The following is a 17,974-nucleotide window of genomic DNA, read 5'->3' as shown; positions in this document are numbered from 1 at the left end:
TTATGCAAAGCAACCCAAAATACCTTTTAATCTTATTGCTGATTGTTGCTCAGACAACATTAGCTCAAAAGAAAGATGAAAACATAGGAACCGAAGTGGTGAATGTAGTAAAACCTTATACGGCAACTATTTCAGATGCTTTTAAAGTAAAAGAAACACCTTCGTTGGATGACGAAGACAATTCTAAAAAAGAAGACATTCAATACAATATTTTTTCTTTTCCCGTAGCGTCAACATTTACACCTGCCAAAGGAAAAGCGGCCGGAGTTGATAAAGCAAAAAAAGAAAAATTATTTTCAAATTATGCCACTTTAGGTTTTGGAAATTACGGCACAATTATTGGCGAATTATTTGTAACACAACAACTCAATCGCAATGAATATGTTGGCGGAATGTTTCGTCATCACTCTTCTCAAGGAGGAATCGAAGAAGCATTATTGGATGATAAATTCTATAACACGTCATTGGATTTAACTTATGGAAATCAAAACAAAGACATGTCTTGGAATGCAGATTTGGGTTACCAACATCAAATTTACAATTGGTATGGAACTCCTGATTATTTAATTGGTTCACTATCACAAGAAGACCGCGATTTGTTTTTGAACGGAATTGACCCACAACAAACCTATCACAATTTTTATGTAGGTGGAAAGTTAAGCATGGAAGACAGTTTTTTCAAAGGAGCAAGTATCAAATACAATCGTTTTTGGGATGCCTATAATTCGGCAGAAAACAGATTGATTTTGAAACCAACTTTTGAATTTGCCATTAATGATTTTCAAATCAATACCAAAGTAATTGTTGACAATGTAAGCGGTTCTTTTGAAAGAAGTTATTTCGATTCAAATAAAATAGATTACGGATTTACCAATGTGGGAATTCATCCAAGTTTTGTTTACAATCAAGATGATTTGTCCATGAATATCGGAGCTGCTTTTTTCTACAGTATTGCCAGCGAAGGTGACAACAACTTATTTGTATATCCGCAAATTACAGCAGCCTACAAAGTGGTGGGTGATTTAATGATTTTTTATGCAGGTGCAGAAGGATCATTACAACAAAACAGTTACAGAGAATTTACTAATAGCAATCCGTTTTTGTCGCCAACTCAATTTATGACGCCTACGGATAGACAATATGATATTTTTGCCGGTCTAAAAGGGAAATTGGCCGGGAATATCAGTTATAACGTTCGAGGTTCTTATACGAATGAAAAAGCCAAAGCGTTGTTTAAATACAATAGCTTGGAATCATTCACCTCTATGGATCCGAGTAACAAAGCATACGGTAATGGCAATTCCTTTGGTGTGGTGTATGATGATGTGAAAACTATTGCTTTTTCAGGGGAATTAAAAGCTGATTTTTCAAAGAATGTATCTTTTGGAATTAATGCTACTTTAAATAGTTACACTACCAACTTTGAACAAGAAGCATGGAACTTACCGGCCGTTACAGTAGGAAGTAATTTGAATGTAACCTTCACTGAAAAATGGTTTGGTGGTGTGGAAGCCTTTTTTGTCGGACAGCGTTATGATGAATATTTAACAGTAGCAAATGACCCACTATTTTTAGACAGAAACAAAGCAACATTAAACAGTTATTTTGATTTGAACACCAATATCGGTTACAAACATAACGAACGTTTAACAGGTTTCTTACGCTTGAATAATATTTTGAATCAATCGTATGAGAAATGGTTTAATTTTCCAGCACAACAGTTTCAAGTGGTGCTAGGAGCCAATTATAAGTTTGATTTTTAAATTTATCTAACCGCATACAAAGATTTTAAAAAGTCCGCAAAGTTTAGTAAGCCTTGCGGATTTTTTTAACTCAGCATCTTAGCAACTCAGCACCTCTAAAATGAAACAACAAATTATCCAACATTACAATCAATACCTTAACGACCGCATCACTTCCTTACGTGAAATGATTGTTGGCTTAACCGAAGACTCAAAAAATGATGCCAAAGGTTCTGCCGGTGACAAACATGAAACCGGTTTGGCGATGATGCATTTAGAACAGGAAAAACTGAATCAAAAGCTATCAGAGGTTTTGGCTACGCAACATAAATTCTTGAAAATTGATTATACTATTTCATCAAATCAGGTAGTTTTAGGAAGTTTAGTTCAAGCAAACGACACCTTTTTTTTGATGGCAGTTGCTTTACCTAAAATTGAAGTAGAGGGCAAATCTGTTTTTGGAATGTCTCCGCAATCACCTTTGGGTGAATTGTTTATGGGAAGAGAAATAAATGAAAGCATCACTTTTAACGGTAAGAATTATAGTATCATAAGTATTTTTTAGTAACTTTGATTGTCTAAGTTTAAAAATATGAAAAAAATTGTTCTTTTTATCTTTTGCATTTTTGGTTTTTCTGCTTTTGCTCAAATGGTATTTATTTTTTAAAAGTTAAAAACGAACAGTTTTCTCAAACTGAAAAAATCATAAAAAAGTAAAGAAAACTACAATATACCTGAAACTCCTTTTGTCACAGAAAGGAGTTTTTTTTATTTGAAATTACAATTTATAATCAGTTACTTCAATTTATTAGATTTTAAGTTTCATTTATGATGTTATTATGAGTTTATAGTTTTAAATTGTAATCAAAAAATTGATATTGTTTCATAAATATAAACCAAATACTCACTTTTGCTTTATCAAATAAATAATAATCTGAAAAGTAAAAAATATATGTGTGGAATATTAGCCATTATAGGAAAAGGAAAAGACGAAGCCTTAGTGAAACAATTATCGAAACGAATGTCGCATCGCGGTCCGGATGAAAGTGATGTGCACATTACTGAGAAAGGTCATTTTCTATCCCATGAACGTTTGTCAATTATCGACTTACATACCGGAAAGCAACCCATTCAAGGATGCGATACCGCTTGGATGGTGCACAATGGCGAAATCTACAACCACCAAGAATTGCGGGATACCATTTTAAAAGATCATACTTTCAGAAGTACGTCTGATTCGGAAGTCATCGTGCATTTGTATGAAAAATTCGGATACGATTTTTGCCATTTACTTGACGGTATGTTTGCTTTTGTTGTTATTGATGGCGATGATTACATTGCTGGTCGCGACCCACTTGGAGTTAAACCATTATATTATGGTTTAGACGAACGTGGACGCATGTATTTTGCATCAGAAATGAAATCCATAGCTGACCAATGTAAAACTTTTTCAACCTTTCCTCCGGGACATTATTATACGCCCGAAACAGGATTTGTAAAATATTACCAACCAAAATGGGAAAATCCTGAAGCTGGAGTAGAGGAGTTGGATTTAGCTGCAATCCGTGTAGCCTTATCAAAGGCAGTAGAAAAACGATTGATGAGCGATGTGCCGATTGGTGTATTATTATCCGGAGGTTTGGATTCTTCATTAACTTCTTCAATCGCCGCTCGTATGATGAAAGAGAAAGGCAAAACCTTACATTCTTTTTCAATTGGATTAGACCAAGAAGCCCCTGATGCAAAAGCAGCACGAAAAGTTGCGGAGTTTTTAGGAACAGAACACCACGAAATTCATTTTACGATAGAGCAAGGTATTGAAATTATTGATAAATTGATTTGGCATTTAGAAACCTATGATGTCACTTCGGTGAGAGCAAGTACGCCCATGTATTTCTTATCAAAAGCCATTACAGAAAAAGGTATAAAAGTAGTTTTATCAGGTGAAGGAGCCGATGAAATATTTGGAGGTTATCTTTATTTTAGAAATGCACCATCCGTAATGGATTTTCATAAAGAAACAATCGAACGAGTTCAAAAGCTTTTCACGGCCGATTTGCTTCGTGCAGACAAATCAACAATGGCTCATGGTTTAGAAGCCAGAGTACCCTTCTTAGACAAAGCCTTTTTGGAATTATCCATTAAAATAAAACCCGAAGAAAAAATGCCACAGACGTATGATGGTGTAGAAAAATATATTTTACGAAAAGCATTTGATACGCCTGAACAACCTTATTTACCACAGGAAGTATTATGGCGTCAAAAAGAACAGTTTTCAGACGGAGTGGGCTACAATTGGATTGATACGTTAATTGATTATTGTTCTTCTCAAGTATCGGATGAAGATTTTGCAAAAGCTGCAACATTATTTCCATACAATACACCTGCAACCAAAGAAGCATTTTATTACAGAACGCTATTTCATAAACATTTTCCGCAACATGCAGCCGCTCAAACCGTTCGCAAATGGATTCCAAAGTGGCAAGAAAACCAAGATCCAAGTGGAAGAGCAAATGCTGCTCACGTAAAAGCAGATACAACAATTGCCAAAGAATCCTTAATAGTGTAAATTTTTCAGATGAAAGTTTAGTTTGTTTGTTAAAGGCGTCCTGATTTATCGGGGCGTTTTTTTATATCTTTTTTTTCATTACTTATATGAACTCTTACTACGGAAGTAAATCAAGCTATTAAAACTTCAATGACTTATATGGTTATTTAATTGCGACTTTCTAAATTTAAAATGCAAACGACCCCTAGGAGTATAATCTTTCCAAAATAGTGAAAAACTCGTACTTTTTGTTAATAACTTATGACTTTTGACGTAAGGGTTGCCAAGGAAAATCGGCTAATTTTTGCTATATTTGCATGTTTGACAAAAAATGCATTTTTAGTATAAAAATTTATGAGCGACGAAATTAAAAAGAATAGTTATTCAGCGGATAGTATTCAGGCTTTAGAAGGAATGGAGCACGTAAGAATGCGTCCTTCCATGTATATTGGAGATACAGGTGTTAGAGGTTTGCATCACTTGGTTTATGAGGTTGTTGATAACTCCATTGACGAGGCGTTGGCAGGACACTGTGATACCATTACAGTTTTTATAAATGCAGATAATTCTGTATCTGTAGAAGATAACGGACGTGGAATTCCGGTCGATATTCACAAAAAGGAAGGTGTTTCTGCTCTTGAAGTAGTAATGACAAAAATTGGAGCAGGAGGTAAGTTTGATAAAGATTCGTATAAAGTTTCCGGAGGTCTTCACGGTGTTGGAGTTTCGTGTGTAAACGCACTTTCTGACCATTTAAGAGCGACAGTTTATAGAGACGGTAAAATATACGAACAAGAATACGAACGCGGAAAAGCAATGTATCCTGTGAAGCAAATTGGTGAAACGACCAAACGTGGAACGATGGTTACATTTAAGCCGGACACGACTATTTTTACACAAACGATTGAGTTTTCGTATGATACGTTGGCCGCTCGTATGCGTGAATTGTCCTTTTTAAATAAAGGAATCACCATTACAATGTGTGATAAAAGGCATTTGGATGAAAAAGGCGAATTAGTTACTGAAACTTTCCATTCGAAAGAAGGATTGAAAGAATTCGTTAAGTTCTTGGATGGTAACCGTGAACCAATCATATCTCATGTGATTAGCATGGATAATGAAAAAGGTGAAATTCCGGTTGAGGTGGCGTTGGTTTACAACACCAGTTATTCAGAAAATATCTTTTCTTATGTAAACAATATCAATACCCACGAAGGAGGAACGCATTTGCAAGGTTTCCGAATGGGATTGACACGTACGTTGAAAAAATATGCAGACAGTTCAGGGTTATTAGATAAATTGAAATTTGAAATTTCTGGAGATGACTTCCGTGAAGGTTTAACAGCAATTATTTCGGTAAAAGTTCAAGAACCACAATTCGAAGGACAAACCAAAACCAAACTTGGAAACCGTGAGGTTGTTTCTCCGGTAAGTCAATCTGTTGCAGAAATGTTGGAGAATTATTTGGAAGAAAATCCAAATGATGCTAAGATTATTGTACAAAAAGTAATTTTAGCTGCTCAAGCCCGTCACGCTGCCAAAAAAGCTCGTGAAATGGTGCAACGTAAAACCGTTTTAGGCGGTGGCGGATTACCGGGAAAACTTTCTGATTGTTCAGAACAAGACCCACAAAAATGTGAGATTTTCTTAGTCGAGGGAGATTCGGCAGGTGGAACGGCAAAACAAGGTCGTGATCGTGGTTTTCAAGCTATTTTACCGCTTCGTGGTAAAATTTTGAATGTGGAGAAAGCTATGCACCATAAAGTCTTTGAAAACGAAGAAATTCGTAATATTTTCACTGCTTTAGGAGTTACCATCGGAACAGCCGAAGATTCAAAAGCATTGAATTTAGAAAAATTGAGATACCACAAAGTAGTCATCATGTGTGATGCCGATGTGGATGGTAGTCATATTTCTACCTTAATATTAACGTTCTTTTTCCGTTTCATGAAAGAATTGATTGAGGGTGGTCACGTTTACATTGCCACACCACCTTTATATTTAGTGAAAAAAGGAAATAAAAAAGAATATGCTTGGAATGATGACCAACGCGATATGATCAACTTAAAGTTAGGAGGTTCTGCAGCAATTCAACGTTACAAAGGTTTAGGAGAGATGAATGCGGAACAACTTTGGGAAACCACTTTGAATCCTGATTTCAGAACGCTTCGTCAAGTAACTATTGATAGTTTGGCAGAAGCAGATCGTATCTTTTCTATGTTAATGGGAGATGAAGTACCGCCAAGAAGAGAATTTATTGAAAAGAACGCAGTTTATGCCAAGATTGATGCATAAGTAAATAAAAAAATAACTATAAATTTATACACACAATGAAAGTTACAATTGTAGGAGCAGGAAACGTAGGTGCAACATGTGCCGATGCTATCGCTTACAGAAGAATTGCGAGTGAAATCGTATTGTTAGATATTAGAGAAGGTTTTGCTGAAGGAAAAGCGTTAGACATCATGCAAACGCAAACTACTTTAGGTTTTAATACAAAAGTTTCGGGAAGCACTAATGATTATGCAAAAACAGCAAATAGCGATGTAGTAGTTATCACTTCAGGAATTCCAAGAAAACCGGGAATGACTCGTGAAGAGTTAATCGGAATCAATGCAGGAATTGTGAAGTCGGTTGCCGAAAATTTATTACAACATTCTCCAAATGCAATTGTTGTAGTAGTTTCAAATCCAATGGATACTATGACTTACTTAACTTTAAAAGCCACCGGATTACCAAAAAACAGAGTGATTGGAATGGGTGGTGCTTTGGATAGCTCACGTTTCAAAACGTATTTATCACAAGCGTTAGACAAACCGGCAAATGACATTCACGGAATGGTAATTGGCGGTCACGGTGATACTACCATGATTCCATTAACCCGTTTAGCAGCTTATAACGGTGTTCCTGTTTCAGAATTTTTATCTGAAGAAGAATTAAGTAAAGTAGCTTCAAGTACGATGGTTGGTGGAGCAACACTTACAGCCTTATTAGGAACTTCTGCTTGGTATGCACCAGGAGCTTCTGTAGCTTATTTGGTGGATAGTATCTTGAACGATCAGAAAAAAATGATACCATGTTCGGTATTTTTAGAAGGGGAATACGGACAAAACGATATTTGTATCGGAGTGCCATGTATTATCGGTAAAAACGGAATCGAAAAAATTGTGGATTTGGAGTTAAATGCCGATGAAAAAGCATTATTTGCTAAAAGTGCAGATGCTGTTAGAGCAATGAACGGCGATTTGAAATCGGTTTTAGCATAATTTAGTAGATATATAATAAAAAAGACTGCATTTTTGCAGTCTTTTTTTTGAGATTAACCATAAATTAATTGGTTAATCCTAACCATAATTATATATTTGCACGTTTTCAGAAAAAGATTAGAGCGACTCTGGTTTCTATCTGATTTACAATCAAAACTTTACCAATTAAATAGTAATTAATTTTTAGTAATAATGCAGAATAAAGGACTGATTAAATTTATCGCAATCATTTTAGCGTTGGTATGTATTTACCAACTTTCATTCACTTTTGTAGCAAATAAAGTAAAAAATGATGCCAAGGCATATGCTACAGCGGAGTTTAAAAAATTAACTGATAAAAAAGAGAAAGGATTATTAGCTGATGATCCGGGAGCACTTGAAAATCTTGATTTAAATCGATTGGAGTTGAAATACTTGGATTCGATTAAAAATGAGAAAGTATTTTTAAATGCTTTTACTTATGATTTCGTAAAAGACAACCAAATCAACAAAGGTCTTGACCTTGAAGGAGGTATCAACGTTATCTTAGAAATTTCTGTAAGAGATATTTTGAAAGGTTTGGCGAACAACACACAAGATGCTACTTTCAACAAAGCTTTGGCTGATGCAAAAGTAAACCAAAGAGGAAATCAAACTTATTTAGATGCTTTTTTTGAAGCGTATGATGTCGCTGCTAAAGATTCTAAAACTAAATTAGCATCACCTGAAATTTTCTTAAACAAAAACTTAGAAAACGAAATTACGTTAAAAATGACCGATGATCAGGTTAAACCTGTTATCAGAAGAAAAGTTGACGAGTCAATTGTGAGTGCTTTTGAAGTATTGAGAAAGCGTATTGATAAATTTGGAGTAACCCAACCTAACATTCAGCGTCTAGGAGAATCAGGAAGAATTCTAGTAGAATTACCTGGAGCTAAGGATATCGATCGTGCTAAGAAATTATTACAAAGTACTGCTCAATTAGAATTTTGGGAAACTTTACAGTCAGATCAAGTAATGAATTATTTGTTTGCTGTAAATGATGCTTTAAAAGCAACTGAAGTAAAAAGTGAAGAGGTAGCAAGTACTGAAGTAAAAGATTCAGTTAAAACTGAAATCGAATCGTTGTTGACAGATAATACTACAGATAGTGCAAAAGTGGATACTAATAATCCGTTATTAGACAAGATGCTTTCAAGAGGTTTCGGACCTGTTGTTGCTTATTTTTCTCCAAGAGATACAGCAACAATCAATAATTATTTCAAAAGAGAAAGTATTAAATCTTTGCGTACACCTGAATTACGTTATGCAAAGTTAGTTTGGGGTAAACCAACTACAATTGAAAACGATAAGAAAGAACAAGTAAGTGCTGTAGAATTATATGCTTTAAAAGCAGACCGTAACAAACAAGCTCCAATTAGTGGTGGTGTTGTTGTTGATGCTGCTGCAACTTTTGATCAAATTGGTAAACCGGCCGTAACCATGCAAATGAACGGAAAAGGAGCCAAACAATGGGAAGAGTTAACAGGTAAAGTTAGCCAACAAAAAAATGCAATTGCTATTGTTTTAGATGATATTGTTTATTCTGCTCCAGGAGTTTCAAGCGGTGCCATTTCCGGTGGTCGTTCAGAAATTACAGGTAGCTTTACAGTTGAAGAAACGCAAGATTTAGCAAACGTATTAAAAGCCGGTAAACTTCCTGCTGCTGCAGATATTGTTCAGTCGGATGTTGTTGGTCCATCATTGGGTCAGGAAGCTATTGATAATGGTATTTTATCATTTATAATTGGTATGTTATTAGTAGTGGTTTGGATGATTTTATACTACGGAAAAGCCGGTGTTTTTGCTAATATTTCACTTATTGTAAATATTCTTTTCATCTTCGGAATCTTAGCCAGTTTAGGTGCTGTATTAACTTTGCCTGGTATTGCCGGTATCGTTCTTACGATAGGTATGGCAGTGGATGCTAACGTTATTATCTTTGAAAGAGCCAAAGAAGAATTAGACATGGGCAAAACTCTAGAAGAATCTGTAAATTATGCATTTACATGGAAAGGAGCAATGTCATCTATTTTTGATGCTAACATTACTACAGCGTTAACTGCTTTAATCCTTTTAGTTTTTGGAACGGGACCAATTAAAGGTTTCGCAACTACCTTATTAATTGGTATTGGAACTTCATTATTCACTTCTATCTTTATTACAAGAATTTTGTTAGATTGGAGTTTGAGTAAAACACAAAACTTAACATTCTCTACACCAATGTCCAAAAATTGGTTTCAGAATATGAATATTGATTTCTTAAGCAAAAGAAAAGTAGCTTATGCTATCTCTTCAGTTTTAGTTATCGCTTCGTTAGTATCGTTATTCTTTATTAACGGATTAAACCAAGGGGTTGATTTTGTTGGAGGAAGAACTTTCCAAGTACGTTTTGATAAAGAAGTTTCAGCCAATGAAGTTGGTTCTGCTTTAACCAAAGGTTTTGGAACTAATGTAGAAGCTAAGACTTTTGGAACTAATAATCAGTTAAAAATTACAACAAAATATAAAGTTAACGAAGAAGGTGAAGGTATTGATTCAGAAGTAAATCAACTGTTATTTGATAATTTAAAACCTTATCTACCGGTAACAATGACTTATGAGCAATTTGTAACCAATTCTGATGATAAAACGGTGGGTATTCTTCAAGCAACTAAAGTAGGTCCTACTATTGCAGAAGATATTAAAACCAATGCATATTGGGCAGTATTAGGATCGTTATTGGTAGTTTTCCTTTACTTATTAATCAGTTTCAGAAGATGGCAATTCTCTTTAGGAGCAGTTGGTGCTGTTTTCCACGATGTGATTATTGTTTTGGGAATCTATTCAATTGGTTTTAAATATTTACCATTCAACATGGAGATTGACCAAGCGTTTATCGCGGCTATTCTAACCGTAATTGGATATTCGTTAAACGATACGGTAATTGTATTTGACAGAGTTCGTGAGTTTTTATCAGAGCATACAACCGGTACATTCAACGAGGTGGTGAATAAAGCGTTAAATACTACTATCAGTAGAACTATTAATACCTCATTCACTACATTAATTGTATTGTTCTCTATTTTCATCTTAGGTGGTGAAACAATCAGAGGATTTGTATTCGCAATTCTTGTTGGTATCTTAGTGGGTACATATTCTTCCTTATTTATAGCAACTCCTTTAATGGTTGATACAATCAATAAGCAAGAAGCTAGAAAAAAAGCATTTGAACAAGAATAATTTGTTCTCAATTTATAGTATAAAAAGACCTGAGCAATCGGGTCTTTTTTTTTGGTAATGAGTTATAGGTAATAGACAATAGTTTAAAAAAGTTTAAAAGTTTAAGGGTATTAATTATATCTTTTTTCTTCTGCGTTTTCTTTGTTTTCTGTGAGCTATTTAATTTCCTTTTTTTACCTTTTTGAGAGCTTTAAAACAATAATCTAAACTTACATCATCTAACAAATAAAAAAAATATAATGTGGTAATAACAAAAAAACCGACCTCAAATAAAGTCGGTTTTTATTGTATATAAAAAAGTGAATTACGTCGTTTTTTTAGCTTTAATTACAAAATACAAACCAATTAAAATAAACGGAATACTCAACCATTGACCGGTTGATAAGGCATTAAATATAGTATAGGTTTCAAAACCTCCTTGACTTTCTTTTACATATTCAACTGCAAAACGAATACTCCATAAAAGAATAAGAAACAAACCAAATAAAAATCCTTGTTTCAGTCGGGCTTCAGTTTTCCAATATAAAAAGTACAAAATCATAAAGACAAAAACATAACCAATTGCTTCATATAATTGAGCCGGATGTTTGTAAGGAACTACCTCGGCCAATTGGGCAAATTCAGGATTATTGGTGATTGCTTTATAAGCTTCTTTTGGTTCAGCAATTTTTGTTGCCATAACTGCATCTCGTTTACCATAAAAATCTTGAATAAATTTCACGCCAAAAGATGAAGTAGTTTCGTGACCTACAATTTCAGAATTAAAAAAGTTACCCAATCGAATAAAAACAGCACCGCTAGCTACAGCAATTACAATGCGATCCAAAACCCAAAGCAAAGGACGTAGCATGATTTTTTTACTGAAATAAATCATAGTTATAATGATAGCAATGGCAGCTCCATGACTGGCTAACCCTGAAAATCCGGTAAATTCAAATTCCGGTACGGTTCTGATGGGAAGTAAAATACTCAAAGGATCTTCATAAAACAGTTTAGATTCATAAAACAAAACGTGTCCCAATCGAGCTCCTAGCATGGTGGCTAGTACAGTATAAATAAATAAAGAATCTAATTTTTCAATGGGTTCATTTTCACGAATGAATATTTTTTTAGTAATATACCATCCTAAAATAAAAGCAATTACCCATGTTAAGCTGTAAAAGCGAATCATAAAAACACCTAAATCGAAACCTTCAGAAGGATTCCAAACAAACTGCAAGGAGTGTAAAATCATAGTTAGAAATTTCTTAGCATCAGTAAAAGTAATTGAAATTATAACAACAAACAAAACCTTTTTAAAACCATTAAGATTTCAAAAAGGTTAAATTTTGTTTTTATGTTTTTAGGTGGTTAGGGAACAGGGTCATAACCGCTTCTTCCCCAAGGATGACAGCTGCTTATTCTTTTTGCAGCCAACCAAAAACCTTTCAGAACACCATATTTTTTAAAAGCATCTATAGTATAATGCGAACAAGTAGGCTCAAACCTACAGACTGCCGGGGTTAACGGAGAAATTAAAACCTGATAGGCTCTTACTAGAATTATAAACGGAGCTATTAGGATTTTTTTTAACATGAAATTAGTTTGAAACTGTAAACTGTGTACCTTCTTTGCCGTCTTTTAATTGAATTCCGAGTGCTAACAACTGATCTCTGATTTGATCAGAAAGAGCAAAGTTTTTATTAGCTCGTGCTTCTTCACGCATATTGATTAATAAATGCACAACACCTTCAAGCTTGTCGCTTTGGTTGTTGTTTTTAGAAGCATTGGTCAATCCTAAAACATCAAAAACAAACGAATGCAACGTTTGTTTGATTAATTGTAAATCGTCAGCCGTTAGTGTTTCTGTTTTTTCTTTAGCTAAATTGATAAAGCGAACACCTTCAAACAAATGAGCAATTAAAATTGGGGTATTAAAATCATCGTTCATGGCGTCATAACAATTTTGCTTCCAAGTGGCAACATCCAAACTTGATGAAGTTGATGTTGGGATTGCCGGAATCAAATCGATGGTATCAATCAGTCGCATAAATCCTTTTTCGGAAGCCAAAATCGCATCATTTGAAAAATCCAAAATGCTTCTATAATGAGCTTGTAACATAAAAAATCGCACCACAGAAGGGGAGAAGGCTTTAGTTAAATGGGGTGTATCTCCTGAAAAAATCTCTCCCGGTAAAATATTATTTCCTGTAGATTTTGCCATTTTCTTACCGTTCAAGGTAAGCATGTTGGCATGCATCCAAATATTAACGGGTGATTGACCTGTGCAAGCTTCGTTTTGAGCAATCTCACATTCGTGGTGTGGAAATTTTAAATCCATTCCACCACCGTGAATATCAAAATGATTACCTAGATATTTTGTACTCATGGCTGTACATTCCAAATGCCAGCCCGGAAAACCATCACTCCAAGGCGAAGGCCAACGCATTATATGTTGGGGTTCTGCTTTTTTCCACAAGGCAAAATCCTGACTGTTTTTTTTGTCTGATTGTCCGTCTAAATCACGAGTATTGGCAATCATGTCTTCAATATTACGACCGCTTAACTTGCCGTAGTTATTGGTTTCATTAAATTTTACTACATCGAAATAAACAGAACCATTGGATTCATATGCAAACCCGTTGGTAATAATTTGTTTGATGATTTCAATTTGTTCAATAATATGTCCAGTTGCTGTAGGTTCAATACTTGGTGGAAGGAAATTCAATTCATGTAAAATGGTATGAAAATCTACAGTATATCGCTGCACAATTTCCATGGGTTCCACTTTTTCAATGCGAGCCATTCTGGCAATTTTATCTTCTCCTTCATCAATATCGTCAACAATATGACCCACATCGGTAATGTTTCTTACATAACGAACTTTATATCCCAAATGTTTAAAATACCGATACACCACATCAAAACTCATAAAAGTTCTAACGTTACCTAAATGCACATTGCTGTAAACGGTTGGTCCACAAACATACATTCCCACGTTTCCGGGATGAATTGGAATGAAAACTTCTTTTTCACCGGATAGTGAATTGTATATTTTTAGTGAATTTGTTTTATAAAGTTCCATAAAAAAAATTTAGCCGGACTATTAAAATTTAGTGTCTAATTTAATGTATTCTAAAAACTCTCTTCTTACTTGTTCTTCTTTAAATTTCCCACCAAATTCAGAAGTGACAGTGCTGCTTTCAATATCTTTGATTCCTCTTGAATTAACACACAAATGTTTGGCATCAATAACGCAAGCCACATCTTCTGTGTTTAAAGCATGTTGTAATTCTTTTACAATTTGCATCGTCAAACGTTCCTGAACTTGTGGTCTTCTTGCAAAATGATCCACAATACGATTCATTTTAGAAAGACCAATTACTTTTCCGCTAGAGATATAAGCCACGTGAGCTCTTCCAACAATTGGTAACAAATGATGTTCACATGTTGAATAAACCGTAATGTTTTTTTCAACAAGCATTTCGCCATATTTATAATGATTTTCAAAAGTAGATGAACTTGGCTTTTTTGACGGATTTAAGCCTCCAAAAAGTTCTTTTACAAACATTTTAGCCACTCGATTAGGGGTGCCTTTCATACTGTCATCGGTCAAATCCATTCCCAAAGTAGTTAAAATGGAAGCCACATCTTTTTTTATCAATTCAATTTTTTGATCGTCGCTCAAATCAAAGGCATCTTCTCTAATGGGATTGTTTACTGAATTAAAAAAATGATCATCTCCGGCTTCGTCAAAAGTATCGTTATCTGTATTCATTAATATCGACTATTACTGTTAATTTATAATGGTGTGCAAAGATAAATAAATAATAGGAATTTAATGTAAACAGCAATTCATTTAAAATCTTTAAAATTTTAAGACAATAATTTCTTAAATTTATGTAAATTTCCGCCCCTAAAACATTTAAAAAAAGTAAACAAATGATTAAGAAGATTATTTTTTTGATACTTGCCGGTACCAATTTAATGCAAGCTCAGGTTACAAAAGTAACTTTTAATGAGGAATGTAATGCGTCAATTGAAATTTCAACCAGAGCGGTAGAAGCTACTCCTGCTGAATATGCGGCAGTGGAATTATCATGGAATGAAAGCAATTCTTTTAAAACTTTAGATAAAGTAATTTTAGAAATACAACCCTTAAATGATTGTATGAACGATATTTCAGGTGAAACTTTGTTTGATCCTATTATGTACGATATACTTGATTTAAATAAAAATCAAGTTGCAATTAAATTAGGCATGTTAACTACGGTAAACAGAAAGTGCTTCAAATGGAGAATTCTTATTGGAAAAAGTGATGCTTCAGGGAAATCTTGTACTACGGAATCAAATTGGAATTTTACCCCCTTTATCTTTTAATATTTTAAACTAGCTATGAAAAAACTACTAGTAACCTTATCTTTTTTATTATTAACTGTAGTGTTCTATGGTCAAGGAGCCACATGTCCAACTGTGGAACCTTTTTGTGCCGGTGGTAGTTCACTAACATTTAATAATCAAACCGGTGTGCCAAGTTTAGGAACAATTGGTTGTAATGGAACCACTCCTAATCCGGCTTGGTTTTATATGCAAATTAGTCAAGGAGGTAATTTGAATTTTCAAATTTCACAAACCAGTAATACAGGAACTCCAATTGATGTTGACTTTATAGCTTGGGGACCTTTTCCTCCAGGAACAAGTCCGGCTGATTTTTGTCCAGTTTTGCAAACGAATTGTGCTCCATCTTCATGTCCGAACAACACTTCTAATCCTAATTTTTATCCTAACGGTAATATAGTAGATTGTAGTTATTCCGGTCAACCTGTAGAAACTATGACTATTACCGGTGCTCAGGCAGGCGAAATTTATGTAGTATTAATTACTAATTTTAATGGAGCTCCCGGTCAAATAACTATGACACAGACCAATACTCTGGCTCCCAATGCAGGCACAACAGATTGTAATATTGTTTGTCCGTTAACTTTAGGAGAAGACCAAATTTTATGTCCAGGTGGTGCCGTGTTTTTAGAAGCTACAATCGCTGATGCTGCAAGTTATGCTTGGTTTTTGGATGGTGTTTTAATACCCACTGCAACCGGTCAGTCTTATATTGCTACACAAATTGGAACTTACTCTGTAGTTGTAAATAAACCGGGTTGTGTTGCAAATGCAACAGACTCTGTCGTATTGATGGACCCCCCCGCATCTAATATTGGTACTCCAAATGATTTAGAATTTTGTGGTCCCGGTCCCGGAATTTTCAATCTTAATTCTAATTCAGGAATTTTATTAAATGGTTTGTTTGGTGATGTTACCTATCATTTAACGCTTGAGGACGCACAAATTGGAGCGGCTCCAATTGGTGGTGCTTCTAATTACTCCAGTAACGGTCAAACAATATATGCTGCTATTCAAATTGATGGAGACCCTTGTATTGTAACTTCTTCGTTTGATTTGATAATTTTGGATTGTACATTAGATCCTCAGCCTACTGATATTCCCGGTTTATGTGATACTAATGGTGACGGTTTTGAGATTTTTGATTTAACCCAAGCAGATGCTAATGCCCTAAATGGATTACCAGCTTCAGAATATACAGTAACTTATCATACCACATTTGCCGCTGCTAGTACAGGTACTCCATTTATTGCTAATCCAACTACTTATAATGGTACAGATGGTGAGGTTATTTACATCAGAGTACAGAACAATAATAATGCTGCAATTAATGGCACAACTCAAATTACCTTAACAGTAATTCCTGTTCCCACCCCAGATACTTTACCCGATGTAACAGTTTGTGATTCGTATCTTTTACCTGCTTTAACGGTTGGTAATTATTTTACAAGTCCGAATGGATTAGGAGCACCTTTAAATGCAGGAGATCCTATAACCACCACTACACAATTGTATATTTATGCCGAAACGGGAACAACACCTAATTGTTTTGCTGAGACAAGTTTTACAGTAACGGTAAACGATACACCACAGGTTTCAACACCTGCTGATGTGGTTTCTTGCGGACCTTATGAATTACCAAGTTTATTAGTTGGTAATTATTATGCTGCTCCTTCGGGAGGTGGTATGCAATATGCAGCAGGAGATTCCATTGCGACTACTACCACTTTGTATATCTATGCAGAAACGGGGACTACTCCAAATTGTTTTACCGAGCATGTTTTCACGGTAACTATAGTTGTACCACCTACGATATTTGATCCTAGTGATTTGGTATTGTGTGATGATGATAACAATGGTTTTGCCACGTTTGATTTAACACAAGCCATTGCTGAAATCACCGGAGGTCAACCTAATTTAGTGGTTACCTTCCATGAAACAGAAACTGACGCGTTGTTAGGTGTAACGCCAATTGGCACTCCATCGGCTTATCCGATGATTACTCCTAACACACAAATCATTTATATTAATGTAAAAGAAACCGGAGCGGGAGCTTCAGATTGTTCTGCCTTTACAACGCTAACTTTAATTGTCAACCCAAGACCGGAATTAAACAATGCCATTCCAGATTATGAGCTTTGTGATTATAACAATTCAGGAGACGGATTAGAGGTGTTTGATTTAACAACTATGTATGATCAGATTACCAACAACCAACCGGGATTACTCTTAACGTATGCTTATGACAATGGAGGTGTTTTAACCACTATTGCTACGCCAACAAGTTTTGAAAATACTACTCCAGGTCAACAAACTATTTTTGTTACTGCAGAGAATAATTTTGGATGTACCACAACTACACAATTTGAAGTGGTGGTAAATCCGTTACCAACGGTTTTTGCACCGGATCCATTATTTATTTGTAGCGAAGGTAGCAACACCGAAACAGGACCTTTTGATTTAACTATCAGAAACAACCAAATCACAGGGGCTTTATCCGGATTTACGGTGAGTTATCACTTGACATTAAGTGATGCTGAGCAAGAAATTGATGCCCTGCCGATACCCTATACCAACACCGTTAATGGACAAGTGGTGTATGTGAGAGTAGAGAATAATGACACCGGATGTTTTACCACCACCACCTTAGAACTTAATGTTGTACCTGGACCGGTTGCCAACACCCCAACGCCGTTAACCTACTGTGATCCGAACAATGACAATGTTGGTATCTTTGATTTAACAAGTGTTGCTAACCAAGTAACGGGAGGAGCAGCGACTTCGACCATTAGCTACCATGA

The 17,974-nt window shown here is 35.0% G+C and carries 13 protein-coding genes; 9 read left to right on the top strand and 4 right to left on the bottom strand.

Annotation, left to right across the window (positions count from 1 at the left end; genetic code table 11):
* The first annotated feature begins 2 nt into the window (after positions 1–2).
* The 7 genes from IEV15_RS07605 to secDF all read left to right on the top strand — a co-directional run bounded on the left by IEV15_RS07605 (position 3) and on the right by secDF (position 10,796).
* Positions 3–1,763: a TonB-dependent receptor gene (locus IEV15_RS07605; RefSeq protein ID WP_188361924.1), complete on the top strand. Its 1,761-nt coding sequence runs from the start codon at positions 3–5 to the stop codon at positions 1,761–1,763.
* Positions 1,764–1,863: 100 nt separating this feature from the next.
* Positions 1,864–2,307, top strand: a complete 444-nt coding sequence (locus IEV15_RS07600) for a hypothetical protein (protein WP_188361923.1) — start codon at positions 1,864–1,866, stop codon at positions 2,305–2,307.
* A 53-nt stretch (positions 2,308–2,360) separates the two neighbouring features.
* Complete coding sequence (locus IEV15_RS14695) at positions 2,361–2,459, top strand: T9SS type A sorting domain-containing protein (protein ID WP_188361922.1); 99 nt, start codon at positions 2,361–2,363, stop codon at positions 2,457–2,459.
* 235 nt (positions 2,460–2,694) lie between these two features.
* Positions 2,695–4,311: an asparagine synthase B gene (gene asnB, locus IEV15_RS07590; protein ID WP_188361921.1), complete on the top strand. Its 1,617-nt coding sequence runs from the start codon at positions 2,695–2,697 to the stop codon at positions 4,309–4,311.
* A 333-nt stretch (positions 4,312–4,644) separates the two neighbouring features.
* Positions 4,645–6,585: a DNA topoisomerase (ATP-hydrolyzing) subunit B gene (gene gyrB, locus IEV15_RS07585; RefSeq protein WP_188361920.1), complete on the top strand. Its 1,941-nt coding sequence runs from the start codon at positions 4,645–4,647 to the stop codon at positions 6,583–6,585.
* Between the two features lie 35 nt (positions 6,586–6,620).
* On the top strand, positions 6,621–7,556 hold the full coding sequence (gene mdh, locus IEV15_RS07580) for a malate dehydrogenase (protein WP_188361919.1): 936 nt from the start codon (positions 6,621–6,623) through the stop codon (positions 7,554–7,556).
* 192 nt (positions 7,557–7,748) lie between these two features.
* A complete protein-coding gene (gene secDF, locus IEV15_RS07575) occupies positions 7,749–10,796 on the top strand; it encodes a protein translocase subunit SecDF (RefSeq protein ID WP_188361918.1) in 3,048 nt (1,015 codons plus the stop codon).
* 304 nt (positions 10,797–11,100) lie between these two features.
* Here the strand turns inward: secDF and lgt are convergent, their stop codons facing one another.
* The 4 genes from lgt to folE all read right to left on the bottom strand — a co-directional run bounded on the left by lgt (position 11,101) and on the right by folE (position 14,553).
* The gene (lgt, locus tag IEV15_RS07570) at positions 11,101–12,027 is read right to left on the bottom strand and encodes a prolipoprotein diacylglyceryl transferase (protein ID WP_373282152.1); all 927 of its coding nucleotides are present in this window, start codon (positions 12,025–12,027) and stop codon (positions 11,101–11,103) included.
* Between the two features lie 119 nt (positions 12,028–12,146).
* On the bottom strand, positions 12,147–12,371 hold the full coding sequence (yidD, locus tag IEV15_RS07565) for a membrane protein insertion efficiency factor YidD (RefSeq protein WP_188361916.1): 225 nt from the start codon (positions 12,369–12,371) through the stop codon (positions 12,147–12,149).
* A gap of 4 nt (positions 12,372–12,375) precedes the next feature.
* On the bottom strand, positions 12,376–13,860 hold the full coding sequence (gene cysS, locus IEV15_RS07560) for a cysteine--tRNA ligase (protein ID WP_188361915.1): 1,485 nt from the start codon (positions 13,858–13,860) through the stop codon (positions 12,376–12,378).
* 21 nt (positions 13,861–13,881) lie between these two features.
* Positions 13,882–14,553 (bottom strand): GTP cyclohydrolase I FolE, encoded by a 672-nt coding sequence (gene folE, locus IEV15_RS07555; RefSeq protein WP_188361914.1) that lies wholly within the window; start codon positions 14,551–14,553, stop codon positions 13,882–13,884.
* A gap of 164 nt (positions 14,554–14,717) precedes the next feature.
* On the opposite strand from folE, the gene IEV15_RS07550 reads away from it, so the two are divergent.
* Both IEV15_RS07550 and IEV15_RS07545 read left to right on the top strand, forming a co-directional pair.
* Positions 14,718–15,155 (top strand): hypothetical protein, encoded by a 438-nt coding sequence (locus IEV15_RS07550; RefSeq protein ID WP_188361913.1) that lies wholly within the window; start codon positions 14,718–14,720, stop codon positions 15,153–15,155.
* A gap of 15 nt (positions 15,156–15,170) precedes the next feature.
* On the top strand, positions 15,171–17,974 hold a 2,804-nt coding region (locus IEV15_RS07545; RefSeq protein WP_505661210.1), incomplete at its 3' end, for an FIDD domain-containing protein.

The organism is Flavobacterium orientale (assembly GCF_014638005.1).
Classification (GTDB): domain Bacteria; phylum Bacteroidota; class Bacteroidia; order Flavobacteriales; family Flavobacteriaceae; genus Flavobacterium; species Flavobacterium orientale.
This window is presented reverse-complemented; position numbering and strand designations above follow the sequence as displayed.

Excerpts from the sequence above, each read along its gene's own strand:
- cysS (WP_188361915.1), bottom strand. The coding sequence starts at position 13,860 with ATGGAACTTTATAAAACAAATTCACTAAAAATATACAATTCACTATCC.
- yidD (WP_188361916.1), bottom strand. The coding sequence starts at position 12,371 with ATGTTAAAAAAAATCCTAATAGCTCCGTTTATAATTCTAGTAAGAGCC.
- asnB (WP_188361921.1), top strand. The coding sequence starts at position 2,695 with ATGTGTGGAATATTAGCCATTATAGGAAAAGGAAAAGACGAAGCCTTA.
- IEV15_RS07600 (WP_188361923.1), top strand. The coding sequence starts at position 1,864 with ATGAAACAACAAATTATCCAACATTACAATCAATACCTTAACGACCGC.
- mdh (WP_188361919.1), top strand. The coding sequence starts at position 6,621 with ATGAAAGTTACAATTGTAGGAGCAGGAAACGTAGGTGCAACATGTGCC.
- gyrB (WP_188361920.1), top strand. The coding sequence starts at position 4,645 with ATGAGCGACGAAATTAAAAAGAATAGTTATTCAGCGGATAGTATTCAG.
- IEV15_RS07550 (WP_188361913.1), top strand. The coding sequence starts at position 14,718 with ATGATTAAGAAGATTATTTTTTTGATACTTGCCGGTACCAATTTAATG.
- folE (WP_188361914.1), bottom strand. The coding sequence starts at position 14,553 with ATGAATACAGATAACGATACTTTTGACGAAGCCGGAGATGATCATTTT.
- secDF (WP_188361918.1), top strand. The coding sequence starts at position 7,749 with ATGCAGAATAAAGGACTGATTAAATTTATCGCAATCATTTTAGCGTTG.
- IEV15_RS07605 (WP_188361924.1), top strand. The coding sequence starts at position 3 with ATGCAAAGCAACCCAAAATACCTTTTAATCTTATTGCTGATTGTTGCT.